This window comes from Cylindrospermopsis curvispora GIHE-G1 (assembly GCF_014489415.1).
GTDB classification, from domain to species: domain Bacteria; phylum Cyanobacteriota; class Cyanobacteriia; order Cyanobacteriales; family Nostocaceae; genus Raphidiopsis; species Raphidiopsis curvispora_A.
Genome location: NZ_CP060822.1, coordinates 2091779 through 2105879 on the forward strand (window position 1 = coordinate 2091779; position 14101 = coordinate 2105879).

The following is a 14101-nucleotide window of genomic DNA, read 5'->3' on the forward strand; positions in this document are numbered from 1 at the left end:
TAATGTTCATAGTTTTTTCCTCCCCCAATATCCCCCTAATTTTGATACCCTAGCTTAAACTGATTTGAGAAAGGTGCAAGAGTGGAAATTAAACTTGGGCGGGGAAAAAAGGCTCGCCGAGCCTATGGCATTGATGAAATTGCCCTAGTCCCCGGTAAAAGAACAGTAGATCCCAGTTTGGCGGATACTAGATGGAAAATTGGTAATATCGAAAGAGAAATACCAATTATTGCCAGTGCCATGGACGGGGTGGTTGATGTGGGTATGGCTGTAAAGTTATCTGAGTTGGGAGCTTTAGGGGTTCTCAACCTAGAAGGAATTCAAACTCGCTATGACGATCCAAATCCCATTTTGGATAAGATTGCCTCTGTGGGTAAAGAAGAGTTTGTTTCCCTCATGCAAGATCTCTATGCCGAACCAATCAAGCCCGAACTAATTAAAAAACGTATTCAGGAAATTAAACAACAGGGTGCGATCGCTGCAGTTAGTGCTACACCAGCAGGAGCTGCCAAATATGGTGAAGTGGTATCTAGTAGTGGAGCGGATTTATTTTTTATCCAAGCCACAGTGGTCTCTACTGACCACATTTCACCAGACTCCATTACCCCACTTGATTTAGTGGAGTTTTGCCGTTCTATGCCCATACCGGTGGTGTTGGGTAACTGTGTTACCTACGAAGTCACTTTGGACTTAATGAAAGCTGGTGCTGCGGCCGTCCTAGTAGGGATTGGACCCGGTGCTGCTTGTACATCACGTGGCGTGCTAGGTGTAGGTATTCCCCAAGCCACCGCTGTTGCTGATTGTGCCGCAGCGAGGGAAGATTTTTATCAAGAAACTGGTAAGTATGTTCCCATTATTGCCGATGGAGGTTTAATTACTGGTGGAGACATTTGTAAGTGTATTGCCTGCGGTGCTGACGGAGTGATGATTGGTTCACCCTTTGCTAGAGCAGTAGAAGCGCCAGGTCGGGGTTATCATTGGGGTATGGCAACTCCCAGTCCTGTTCTTCCCCGTGGTACTCGCATTCGCGTTGGTACAACAGGTACCCTGGAACAAATTGTCAAAGGTCCAGCTGGACTAGATGATGGAACTCATAATCTATTAGGGGCTTTAAAAACTAGTATGGGTACCCTAGGAGCTAAAAACCTCAAAGAAATGCAACAGGTAGAGGTTATAATTGCCCCTTCTCTGCTAACAGAGGGTAAGGTTTATCAAAAAGCTCAACAATTGGGTATGGGTAAGTAGGAATTAATAATTGAGGTTGTCCAAAAAAATTTTGCCACCATTGTCAACAACCCCGCGAAAAACCATATCTGTAGCTTACAATAGAAGTGGCGGAGACAAATGTTTCCGTTCACTCCTCACACCACACTCCGCCTGAACTATATTTCGGGCGGTTTCTTAATTATTAGATGTCAAGAGGAAAAATGAGGCATTTTCGGCAAAAGTCTCTGATCAACTCTCCAATGTGTCAAGGTGTGATAGAATTATCATAAAGCTCACGACCATAACAGATAAAGGTTTTTAGCAATGTCAGCAGCATTACAAGTTACAGACTCTTCTTTCAAGCAAGAAGTTATTGACAGTGATATTCCCGTATTAGTTGATTTTTGGGCCCCATGGTGTGGTCCTTGTCGTATGGTGGCCCCTGTAGTGGACGAAATTGCTACCCAGTATGCAGGAAAACTGAAGGTAGTCAAAATAAATACAGATGAGAACCCAAAAGTTGCAAGTGACTATGGCATTCGCAGTATTCCCACACTGATAGTTTTTAAAGGAGGAGAAAAGGTGGGTTTCCATGTAGGTGCAGTACCTAAATCCACCTTGTCTAAAACCATAGAAGATATACTCGCAAAAAAGGAGGGGTAAAGGTGGATTGTGGGTGCAGTGTCTAAATTCACCCTGTCTCAAACTTTGGAAAAAAAAGCTATAATTTCAACCTGGGCACGCTTTTCTTGCCCGGGATATTTATATATTAATATATTGAATATTGTACTCAGATATTCTAAATGTAAGGGAATTAAATATGCTGGAATTATTGGGTTCAGGTTTAATTTCTATTTGGCTGGACTTAGCGGGAATTAAAATTCAACCTGTCAGTGCTTTAGAAACATTAGCAGGACAAACCAGTCCGGGCTTTGTGATTGCCCCAGATCCCGGTCTGGTGGGAGCTACGACCACAAGGCAATATCTTCAAGGGTTAATATCTTCTAAGTTGATCCCGCCCAATTTAGTCAGTCATCAGGGAGTTTGGCTACAATCAGGTCCCATATTAATGGCCAATCACCAAGGTACCGTACCCCTACCTGCTGCATCCCTAACTAAAGTAGCTACTTCTTTGGCGAGCTTTAAAACCTTGGGTCCCAATTATCAGTTTCAAACACTAGTTGGTATTACTGGTCCCATAGTTAATCAGGTAGTCAATGGTGACCTAGTTATTACTGGTGGTGGCGATCCTATGTTTGTGGGGGAAGAAGCTATTGCTATTGGTAATACTCTAAATAAAATGGGTATTCGACAGATAAAGGGTAATTTGGTTATTAGTGGCAAGTTTGCTATGAATTTCTCTAGTAACCCCAATGTAGCAGGTCAAATCTTGAAACAAGCCCTCAGTCACAAAACTTGGAACCGTAATTTAACTTACCAGCATTCTATTATGCCCAAGGGAACATTGAAACCCCAACTGGTAATTAATGGTGCCATAAAGGTCGCCCCACCATCTCGCCACAATCAACTACTACCTCAAACTTTATTAATACGTCATCTTTCTTTACCACTACGTCAAATCATTAAAGAGATGAATGTGTATAGTAATAATGAAATTGCTGAAATGTTATCACAGCATATAGGTGGTGCAAATGTGGTTAGATCTATCTCATCTCAATTGGCTATGGTTCCTCAGTCGGAAATTCAATTAATTAATGGTTCTGGACTAGGAAGAGAAAATCGCATTTCTCCCAGAGCAGTTGCTGCTATGTTTATGGCACTTCAACGAGAAGCAATGGCGAGTAATTTGACCTTAGCTGATTTGTTTCCTACCTCTGGATTAGATAATCGCGGAACAATGCAGCATCGGAATATGCCCAATGCTACTATCATGAAAACTGGTACTCTTAGTGATGTTAGTGCATTGGCTGGAGTGCTGCCTACACGCGATCGCGGTTTAGTGTGGTTTACAATTATCAATCGTGGTAATCAAGTTTCTAGTTTTCGAGCTGAACAGGACAAGCTTTTACAACAATTGGCTAAACAGTTGGCAACATATAATATTTTTCCCAAGACCCTTACCCCTCATTCGGAGAATAACTCTGTACTATCATTGGGCTCACCCAATCGCAATGAAGTCATGTATAAAGTTGACTACCCCTGTCAAAATAGAACCCTACGAAAATTGTGTTAAAAACGCCTATCCAAGCCAACAGTACCAACCGAGGTAAAACCTCGGTGAGTATGGGTGGCTGGAATCTGTTTTTAAAAACAGCACAAGTCATCGAAAGAACCTAGTAGTACAATGCGGTGATTTCTTGCAATCTGGAAATAACAAAAGATTTTTCCAAATAAGAGAATAAACCACCCGCTTTAGGTCCTTTTTCCTTGTTTAAAAATCCTAGATATAAGGCTTTAAAAGCATCCGCTGGAGGGATGTTTAACTGTTTAGTGGTAGAGAAAATCACCGTTTGTAACGATTCTGCTTCCCAAGGGGTAGCACATTCCAGATTTTCAGCTAACTTTTGAATATAAGTTACCTGTTCTGAACTCAACCCACGGGCTTTTTCTGGCACTTGTTCCAAATACAAAACTAACTTTTCTTCCTGATCTGCATAGTCTTCTAACCATCTTTGGGCTGAAGCAATTCTTTGATTGACAATAAATTGGTCATACTCAGTTAAAGAATTAGCACTACGTTGCACAACTTCATCTTGAATATTTAACCGAGGAATTTGCAACAAAGAAATTAATGTGCTGTAATCAAAAGGCTGAAAAACCTTGACCTCATCACCCAACTGAGCATAAAACAAAGACATTAACTCTTCAGTTAATTCAGGATTAACCTTATACTTGCTAATTAAAGTATCATAATCCCGAAACAGTCGAGTAATAGTTTCATAATTGGGGGCAAAATTAATTACTGTTCTTGGCTGAGTTCTTAACATTAAAAACCTTAATAACTCAGGTGGTAATAAATTAGCAATTTCCCTAGCACTAGAACCCACACCCTTGGAAGAACTCATTTTTGTGCCATTGACAAGAATAAATTCATAAGGTGAATGAAAGGGAGGTTGTTTCTCCAAAACTTGACGACAAATGGCATTAGCCACATCCCTAGAACCGCCTTTTTGAGAGTGGTCCTTACCGGCCATTTCAATAGTTACACCCAAAACGTCCCACTTGGCTACCCATTCAACCTTCCAAGGTAATTTGCCATTACCATTCAGGGGAGACACCCAACCAGAATGACCACAACCTTGAACATAATTAGTGGAGTCCGGTTGACAAGTGTAAAAAACCTCGGAACCGTTATAATCTGTGACCACAGTGGTAGCTATCTTCCCACAATTTTCACAAATCACCTGAAAAGGATACCAGTTTTCCTGACGATCTGCCTTACTTACCTGTTTATATACTTGCCTAACCAGGTGAGCGTTTTTTAAAAAGATGTTGATATGGGAATTAAGTTTACCAGAACGATATAAATCACGTAGGAAATAGGTCTCTGGTTGGATTCCTAAATACTCAAAAATCTCAAAAAACTCACCAATGAAATAATTAGCATAGTCTGGCGCACCTTCCCCAGGAGAAGGGACATTACACAAGGGAAAACCCAAATAAGGTTTAAATTTTTCCCGGTCTAAATATTTGGGAACCGTATCTAAAGCGTCATAGTCATCCACACCATAGGTGAATTTTACAGGCTTGCCTGCATGTTTCAAGGCACGGTAAATAACGTCATGGATAACTACACCCCGCAATGATCCGACGTGAACCCTTCCCGAAGGGGTCTTAGAATCATTAACTACCTGGTAACCTTGTGCATCAGCAGCGATTTTATCAGCCCAAAACATTTGACATTCTATTTTTTCACAGTCTCCCCATTGTAACCTAATATTATTTATTATTTATATTTATTTTATGGGATAGGAATTGCCCATCTTTTTTATCATTAGTCTCCGGGTAAAAATTGGTTATTTAACACCTGTTCAGGGGTAAAAGGACACTGGGATGGGAAAGTTTCCGGTGATAATCCTGTTTCTTCCATGGTCCAATCTACAGCGGGGAGGTAGGATTCTGAAAAAATCTTCTCGTAATATTTTTTTAAATAGGGGTGTTTTTGGATGGATTTATTAATTCGGCGTCGATGTTCTTTAATACTAGCTTTCCAACTACCAGACCGCCTTTGGGGTTGATATTGCCACTTGAGTAAATGGGCTAAAATCAAAATTAAATTGTTTTCTAAGGCATCTTTTAAACTACCCCCCATTTCGGAAATCTCTTCTATTAGGTTGTCAATATCTATATGGTCAAAATTGCCCCGTTTTAAATTGTCAATGGTTGATTCTAACCACAGTTGATAGTTCTCTTCATGGAGAGATTTTATATTTGAACTATTGCTCATTTAGTGGTTAACTCCTTTACTGCTTTTTTAGTTAGATCCTCGATGGTTATTAACTCTGGTTGGGAGACTTCACCTATCATGCTCAACCATAAAAGATATTCAATATTCCCCGCAGGTCCTGTAATGGGAGAAAAGGTCAATCCCCTATAATGCCATCCCAGTTGTAAAGCAGTCTGCAAAACCTGGAAAATCGCCTGGGCCTGATCTTTGGCATCCCTCACTACCCCTTTTTTACCTACACGATCTTTGCCGACTTCAAACTGTGGTTTGACTAATAACACCGCCTCTTTTGGTGCTTGAGTTAAACGCCAAACTGCAGGTAGAACTTTGGTAAGAGAAATAAAAGAAACGTCCACAACTGCTAGATCAGCAAAGCTATCTAACCCCAGATATAATTGTTCTGGTTGTAATTCTCGTAAATTTGTTCTTTCTTTTAAAATCACCCTACCATCATTTCTGATTTTCCAGTCAACCTGTCCATAACCAACATCAATACCATAAATCTGTTTGGCACCATTTTGTAATAAACAATCGGTAAAACCTCCGGTGGAAATTCCCCCGTCTAAGCAAATGCGCTCCCTAACGGAAATTTCAAACAGTTTTATTGCTTTGGCCAGTTTTTCACCCCCTCGGGAAACAAAGGGAGGACGTTCTTTAATTTGAATTTCCGCACTTATGTCTATTTCTGTTCCTGGTTTATCTATTGTTTGTTGATTAACCATTACTTCCCCAGCTTGAATTAGTCTCTGGGCCTGCTGACGGGAACCACATAGTTCTAGTTTTAGTAATAATATGTCTAGTCTTTCTTTCATTTTTTTAATCCAACACAAAGGGTAAATTACATATTTTACCCTTTTTTATCTCTCTTCAGTTCACGAAACTGTAATTGTCACACCTAAGCTCTCATTACCCAGTCTATCTACCGCACATACTGCATAATTACCTGGTTGTACAGTTGCAAAAGTGGTACCAGCAGATAAAATTCTTTGTATTGTCCAGGTATCCTCAATTTGACGGTAGAGAGTCCAAGACCGTACGGATATATTATCTCCCCTTTGCCAATTTAGTTTTCCATCTTGAAAGGTTACATTTTGAGGAGGCGGTGGGGGTGTTTGATTTATCCACGGCATAGTAGGAACTATGGAAGGACGAGGATAATACACCCGTTTAAATTGATCCCCAATCCCTTGGCGATTTTCCGCTAGGGATTTCATGCTGAAAAAGATATTCCCTAGAGAAAAATTGTTCCTTAAGTTGCGAGAAATAACAATTTGTTTTTCAATTTCTGAATTTTTCCATACTTTACCATCTAGTTGTCCAATATTATTACCAGCGTAAACATGTCGCTGTTTAGTGTTGACTTCTGTCCACCATTTTAGCAGGGTCTCATAACTTTGTTGTGTTTGATCTGTCCGCCAATATAGTTGAGGTGCTAAATAGTCAATCCAACCTTCCTGTAACCATTTTTTTGAATCAGCATACAGAACGCTATAGGGATCTAAACCCACAATTCCTGGCGGTTGTCCCGGACGGTAAATCCCAAAGGGACTAATGCCAAATTTTACATGGGGTTTGATTTTTTTAATGCCTTCCGATAACCTCCATACCATTTGATTGACGTTTTCTCTTCGCCAATCTTCCACACTCAGTTTACCACCATTATTTTTATAAGCACTGTATGTCTTTTCGTCGGGGAATGATTGACCAGATATGGGATAGGGGTAAAAGTAATCATCCAGATGAATACCATCCACATCATAACGATTTAAAACATCAATAATAACATTATAAGCTCTGTCTTGAACAATTTTGGCACCGGGATCCATCCATAACTGATTACCCCATCTATAAACCACTTCAGGATTAGTTATGGCTATATGGGGACTAACATTAGATCCACTTTTGGTAGTGGTTTTTGCTCGGTAGGGATTAAACCAGGCGTGAACCTCTATATTACGTTTATGGCATTCCTCAATGGCAAATTCCAGGGGGTCGTAAACTGGTTCGGGAGCTTTCCCTTGAGTTCCCATAATCCACGCACTCCATGGTTCTATGGGGGAAGCATACACCGCGTCTCCTTCTGGACGTACTTGTAAGATTAGAGCGTTGAAGTTTAAGGATTGCAGTTGTTTGATGATTTCCACTAGTTCGGTTTTCTGCTGCTCCACACTTAATCCCGGTTTAGATGGCCAATCACTATTCCACACTACTGTTATCCAGGCGCCCCGAAATTCTCTCTGGTGACTCACCTTTACAGTCTTGACCCCTAAAGGTAGTGTCACAATATATGGTGAATTAATCTTTTGCACCCTACCTAAGTACACAAGGGCTTGATAGATCATCACCGCCACATCCCCACGGGTCGCGCCAGTTTGGGGGCTCAGTAGTTTGATATTTGGATAGTTCACTACTAAACTATTCCCAGATGCGATCGCAATAGAATTAATGGCATAACTAGGAATATTTGCCGCATCTTCATAGATCTGTGCCAGTCTACCCACCGATTCAGGGGAAAACTGACTGGCAATTCCCAAAGCATTAACCATAACAACTAACACATCAGCTCTAGACACCCTATCATTGGGACGGAAGGTTTGATCGGGATAACCTGTCATCACTCCTGTCTCATATACTCTCCTGATGGCATTTCTCGCCCAGTAGTTATCCGGAACGTCTTTAAACCCTATATACTCCCGTTTTACTGGCAAGTTAATAATCGCCCCCATCATGGCTGCAAACTCTCCACGACTCACGGGGTTGTCCGGGCGAAATGTACCATCAAGGTAGCCATTGAGAATTCGTCTTTGGGCTAATGCGTGAATGAATAAACTTGCCCAGTGATTTTCAAGATCTCTGAATAATGTAGTGTTAGATACCATTTTTTTAGATCATCCCCACCAATATATATTTATCCAATATATACCTTATGTATTCTACCGTGGGCTATTTGTATGCCAACCATCTATACCGTTCCTTATCAAAATTAACTATAAGCTAACAAATATAAAATCTTTTTTAAAAACAAACTCTTTAAATTTAACAAGCTTTGTTGTGACTAGACACTATGCACAACAATAAAGCACTCCAAATTTTTCCATTTAGAAAGTTATTATCAAGCTAATAGCTGTTTTAAATCACTATATTTGATAGTTCGAGCAATTTTTATAAAAACGAAGTGATTTTTATTACCTAAAAAACCATAAATTAGGGTTGAGCTGATTTTTTGGCTATTTCACCACCAGTATTATTTAATTCGTTAAAACGGTTTTTGTATACTGCTATTAATTTAGCAATAGTATATTTATTGAATTAAATAAAATAATTTTATACTGTTTTCTTGGCAAGACTGGTATAATTTTTATGTCAATGAGCTACATTTTCTTCATACCTGACATATGAATCTATAAACCTTGTGAGATGGTATTTTAAATAATCCACAGGAATATAACGAATATAATGGCAGTGGATTTTCCCTTAGAGCCTAATTTTAAGAGTAATTTTTATAACTAAGCATTTATTAAATATTGAGTTTTATATATAACTCTTATTACCAGATTGGCAATTATTGTTGGATTTAACGATCAAGATATTAGCCCAGTCAGCTAAGAGCGGGTTAATATGGCCTCCTAAGAAAAAATTATTTACCATTTGAAAAAAAATGTTACACGTCCAAAAAGCTGATTTACAAAAGGTTTGGAGTGAAAAAAGAGAATGATGACAGGAAGCAACAAAACCAGAACTACGGTAAATCCCTGATCCCCAATCCCAAAAGTTCATGTTACTGTAATCGAGTTACAAATCAAAAGTGAAAACGGAACGATTTCGCGTTGTCCCATCAGTTACCAAAACCCGGTAAAAGACACAAGGACACAAGAAGTAAAAAAAAACAAAAGTTCTAGAGTCGCTTTAAAAACAAACTCATGAATCAAAAAAATTTGTGGACTACTGCTGCCGTGTTTATATCTGTTGCGAGCCTACCTGCAATGGGTTTTACTCAAACAGCCAAGGGGAGTACCCCCATTAAACAAGCATCTACCAAAGGTGATGCAGTAAAAGTGGGAGAATACCAGTCCCCAACACGGGAACCTGAGCTAGAGGGTGTGACCAGAATTCAACCGCATAGCCTACAGGGTCGTCAAGCAGCAACTCTTTACATCCGAAACACTCCAGTTCTTACCTTTTTGGGTTCTCGCGGAGAAACAAAGGTGGGGGACCGTAGTAGTAAAGTTGTAAAATACGGCAGCGTAAACACCGGTAAGTCACCCCAAATTACCAGCGGGGGCGGTATTAGGGGTGCGAAGGAGTCTCCCAGATCCATTTTGGTCAATGACCCAGTATACAGAGCCAGTTTAGTAGCAGCGAAAATTAACCAGCTAGTGCTGGACAGTGCAGACGGTAGACAAGTTACCGTCAGTTGGAATCCCAAAGGGAAATATTCTGGCAATGAGAGTTCACCCGCTTCAGTCAGCATGGGTAACTACACAATTAGATTTGACGGTAAAGAATTGGTGGAAATTAATGAATCCACCCGTTTAGCAGATGGTACAAACAATCTGGCAAAAGATGCCTTACAAGCAACCAATAATTTGAGAAAAATTCTCGGAGAAACAGCTGAAATCAAGGAAATTGCCAACTTACCCAAGCCAGGAAATATATCTATACCCAAACTCCCCCAAAAAGTTGCCATTGGTGGGATCAGAATTAACTTTAGAGGTATGGCCTCCTGGTATGGTTATGATTGGGCTGGGAGAAAAACGGCCAACGGGGAAAGATTTAATCCTGAATCCATGACTGCGGCCCATCGTAGTTTGCCCATGGGGACAAAAGTTCGTGTCACAAACACTCACAATGGTCGTTCCGTAGTGGTGCGAATTAATGACCGTGGCCCATATATAGGCGGTCGAGTTATTGACCTTTCTGTGGGTGCGGCCCGAATCTTAGGTATGGTTAGTAGTGGTGTTGCTGCAGTACGTATTGAAGTGCTGGGAAGATAATACTCGACTCTAGCTCAACACCTTGTGATAGCTCTGGGGGTAGCCAGGGGGTTCAATTCCCTGGCTCGCAGATCCTCGGAGGTCAGGGTTTTTTCATTGGAGATTATCAGCCATACCAAAACACTTTAAAGGAATTTTGTGCGTGTACTAACAGCTATATCAGGTTTACGATGTTACTTGCAGGAGCGTCGTCAGCAAACAAATAATAAAAACAATACTCAATTATTGGGTGAAAAAGTTCGGTTGTTCCCTACCTCTGTTGGGTTGGTGCCCACCATGGGTGCACTTCACTTGGGTCATTTAAGCCTAATTCAAAGGGCTAGAGAAGAAAACCACACGGTAGTAGTCAGTGTTTTTGTTAATCCGCTTCAATTTGGACCCCAGGAAGACTATCAACGTTATCCTCGGACTTGGGAAGGGGATAAACTACTCTGCGAGCAAGCAGGAGTAGATGCCATTTTTGCACCTAGTCCAGAAGAAATGGGAATTTCTGGGAAAAATATAGAAGAAAATCAAGTTACACAAGTGTTGCCTCCATCTGGTATGATTAGCAGTTTGTGTGCTAGTTATCGACCAGGACACTTTCAAGGTGTGACAACTATTGTCACCAAACTCTTTAATGTGGTACAACCAGATCGAGCCTACTTTGGCAAAAAAGATGGTCAGCAACTGGCTATTATTAAACGTTTAGTAGCTGACTTGAATTTTCCCATAGAAATTATTGCCTGTCCCACGGTACGAGAAGCTTCAGGTTTGGCATTGAGCTCTCGTAATCAGTATTTAACGGACACCGAAAAAGAGCAGGCTGCTCTATTGCATCAAGGCTTAGTTCAAGCTGAGACAGCTTTTAGATCTGGTATTCGCCATAGTAATCAGCTTCTAGGAATAGTCCAAGCTGAAATAGCAAAATCTACGAATATCTACGTGGAATATATTGAATTAGTTGAACCAAGTACACTAATGCCTTTAAACGAAATTCAAAAAGAAGGAATGTTGGCGATCGCAGCCCGCATTGGTAATACAAGACTAATTGATAACACAATTTTATCTGATGTGAAGACTACCCCACGACAACCAATTATCGCCATTGATGGTCCTGCTGGTGCTGGTAAATCTACTGTAGCTAAACAAGTGGCAACACAGTTAGGGCTAGTGTATTTAGATACAGGAGCTATGTATAGAGCCATAACCTGGTTAGTGTTACAAACCGGCACTGATCCTGAAGATGAACAAGCGATCGCCTGTTTAGCAAGAGAGTGTAAAATAGAACTGATTGCCACGGAAAATCCAGAAATTCCGCTAGAGGTATGGATAAACAAATACAATGTTACTGGTGAGATACGCAGTGGAGAAGTAACAGCAAAAGTATCAGGTGTATCTGGTCAAAGTGCAGTTCGTCAATTCCTAGTGAGAGAACAGCAAAAATGGGGTGAGAAAGGGGGTTTAGTCGCTGAAGGGAGAGACATTGGTACTAATGTTTTTCCCGATGCGGAAGTAAAAATATTTCTTACAGCTTCAGTAGAGGAGCGGGCCCGTCGTCGCCAGCAAGACTTTATTAAACAGGGGCGAGGTGAAATAAATTTAGAGCAGTTGAAGCAAGAGATTCAGGAAAGGGACGAAAAAGATAGCACCAGAAAGATTTCCCCTTTAAGAAAAGCGTCAGACGCGTTGGAAATAGAGACTGATGGGTTAGGTCCGGAGGAAGTAACTGCGAAAATTGTAGATTGCTATCATAGGATACAACTACACCGTGCTGACTGAACTGGGAAAGGAATTAGAGTGAAAATTCATAAATGGGCGATCGCCATACTATTGTGGGGTTTTGTCTTCCGGACCACTTGTGCGATCTATCTCAATACAGGTTTTGACGAGGCTTACTATTACCTGTATACCCAAAATCTGGACTGGAGCTATTTCGATCATCCGCCCCTTGTCGCTTTTACTACAGGATTAGGCGTATGGCTTACAGGTGAAGTGACACCATTTACGATCAGAATTGGTGGAGTTGTACTGTATACAGGAACCCTAATTTTTTCCTATTTAGCTAGTCGCAAGCTATTTGGTGATCCCGTCGCCACATTAACTTTAGTGATTTTGACGACTATTCCGATTTTCCAAATTGCCTTTGGGATTCTCACACTACCAGACAACGCCTTAATGTTTTTCTGGAGTATCTGTTTGTGGCTCTGTGCTACCGAATTTTTTCCCTCTGGTGAGTCCTATGACCCTATTTATGACACAAGACCCTATCGACCCACTTATAAACTTGCGTTTGTTGGTTTGCTAGTGGGCCTATCATTTTTAGGGAAGTATCATGGAGCATTGCTAGGCTGCGGCTTAGTTTTGTTTTGCCTGATTAGTAATCGACACCGTTGCGCTCTATTCTCCATGTGGACATTGGCAGCGGTCGTGCTATTTCTCATTGCCATTTCTCCCGTGCTGTATTGGAACTCAGAGCATGAATGGGCCTCTTTTCGATTCCAAAGTGGTCGTGCGGTTCCTTCTATTGGCTATAATCTGGAACGTCTTTTAGTCACAATTTTAGTAGGGATTGGCTATCTATTTCCTACTTTTGGCTTTCCAATCTGGTGGACAAGTTTCCGTACCTTTTGGGAATGGTTACCCTTCAATAAATCTCAAACCACTTCTAATTATGCTCATACTAAGAAGATAGAACCACAGGCGATCATCCTAGATCAGCTTGCTCATGATCTAGTGGATCAAAAACGCTTGCTGATATTATGTGTGTCAATGCCAATCTTCTTTGGTTTTACCTTCATGGGTGGCTTTATCCAAATCCTTCCCTCATGGCATATGCCCGGATTTTTTGGAGCAACACTTTTGTTAGGTGAACGTGCAGCATTAGTGCAAGTCAAGCACCCCAAATTTATCCGCAATTGGCTTTGGGGCTCGGGAATGGTAATTTTGCCACTGTTGCTAATTAGTTTGCTCCATATCCATTGGGGTATCGCTCAGAAGGGAGGCAATGTGGCGATCGCTGGCGGATTCTGGGAAGCGAAGGATGATCCTTCCACGCAAATGATTGATATTGAACAGTTACGACAAGCATTTGTGGATTCACCTGACTTAAAAGCGGAACTAGAAAAGGCAGATTTTGTATTTAGCAACAATTTCTTTGTAGCAGGACAAGTGGGTATGGCTATCAAGCCTCTTGGCAAAGAAGTGACCTGTTTCGACGAAGATTTGCGAGGTTTTGCTTACTGGAGTAAAGGGACAGACTTTGTTGGCAAAACCTCTCTCTATGTCACTTCTGAGCATTTTATGGAAGATGAGCGCTTTCCCCAACCCTTAGATAAATATAAAGGTTACTTCCAATCCTTACAAAAAATTGCTGATATCGCTATTAAGCGGGGTGGGCAAACTGTTCAAATTTTCCCAGTCTATCGTGCTTCCCCCATGCTCAAACCCTATCCTAGACCCTACGGTAGACTTTAATGATTAATATTTATCGCTTCTCGGTCAGCCTTTTTCT

The 14101-nt window shown here is 40.9% G+C and carries 10 protein-coding genes; 6 read left to right on the forward strand and 4 right to left on the reverse strand.

The genetic code is table 11. The features are described 5' to 3' along the window. The first annotated feature begins 81 nt into the window (after positions 1-81). From IAR63_RS09365 to IAR63_RS09375, 3 genes are all read left to right on the forward strand, one after another. On the forward strand, positions 82-1245 hold the full coding sequence (locus IAR63_RS09365; RefSeq protein ID WP_187705078.1) for a GuaB3 family IMP dehydrogenase-related protein: 1164 nt from the start codon (positions 82-84) through the stop codon (positions 1243-1245). Between the two features lie 285 nt (positions 1246-1530). Continuing rightward, on the forward strand, positions 1531-1869 hold the full coding sequence (trxA, locus tag IAR63_RS09370) for a thioredoxin (RefSeq protein WP_187705079.1): 339 nt from the start codon (positions 1531-1533) through the stop codon (positions 1867-1869). A 157-nt stretch (positions 1870-2026) separates the two neighbouring features. Further along, positions 2027-3400, forward strand: a complete 1374-nt coding sequence (locus tag IAR63_RS09375) for a D-alanyl-D-alanine carboxypeptidase (RefSeq protein ID WP_187705080.1) — start codon at positions 2027-2029, stop codon at positions 3398-3400. A 100-nt stretch (positions 3401-3500) separates the two neighbouring features. Here IAR63_RS09375 and lysS read toward each other — a convergent pair whose 3' ends face one another. From lysS to IAR63_RS09395, 4 genes are all read right to left on the reverse strand, one after another. Beyond that, positions 3501-5063, reverse strand: a complete 1563-nt coding sequence (gene lysS, locus IAR63_RS09380; protein WP_187705081.1) for a lysine--tRNA ligase — start codon at positions 5061-5063, stop codon at positions 3501-3503. Positions 5064-5161: 98 nt separating this feature from the next. After that, positions 5162-5614, reverse strand: coding sequence for a DUF29 domain-containing protein (locus IAR63_RS09385; protein ID WP_187705082.1), 453 nt, complete (start codon positions 5612-5614; stop codon positions 5162-5164). Continuing rightward, a complete protein-coding gene (locus IAR63_RS09390; protein ID WP_187705083.1) occupies positions 5611-6426 on the reverse strand; it encodes a TlyA family RNA methyltransferase in 816 nt (271 codons plus the stop codon). The genes IAR63_RS09385 and IAR63_RS09390 overlap by 4 nt, the downstream gene beginning before the upstream one ends. A 60-nt stretch (positions 6427-6486) precedes the next feature. After that, positions 6487-8493, reverse strand: coding sequence for a glycoside hydrolase family 10-like protein (locus tag IAR63_RS09395; protein ID WP_187705084.1), 2007 nt, complete (start codon positions 8491-8493; stop codon positions 6487-6489). Between the two features lie 1041 nt (positions 8494-9534). On the opposite strand from IAR63_RS09395, the gene IAR63_RS09400 reads away from it, so the two are divergent. The 3 genes from IAR63_RS09400 to IAR63_RS09410 all read left to right on the forward strand — a co-directional run bounded on the left by IAR63_RS09400 (position 9535) and on the right by IAR63_RS09410 (position 14064). After that, positions 9535-10608: a septal ring lytic transglycosylase RlpA family protein gene (locus IAR63_RS09400; protein WP_187705085.1), complete on the forward strand. Its 1074-nt coding sequence runs from the start codon at positions 9535-9537 to the stop codon at positions 10606-10608. Between the two features lie 138 nt (positions 10609-10746). Further along, positions 10747-12369: a bifunctional pantoate--beta-alanine ligase/(d)CMP kinase gene (locus IAR63_RS09405; protein ID WP_187705086.1), complete on the forward strand. Its 1623-nt coding sequence runs from the start codon at positions 10747-10749 to the stop codon at positions 12367-12369. A gap of 18 nt (positions 12370-12387) precedes the next feature. Further along, positions 12388-14064 (forward strand): ArnT family glycosyltransferase, encoded by a 1677-nt coding sequence (locus tag IAR63_RS09410; RefSeq protein ID WP_187705087.1) that lies wholly within the window; start codon positions 12388-12390, stop codon positions 14062-14064. Positions 14065-14101 lie beyond the last annotated feature (37 nt).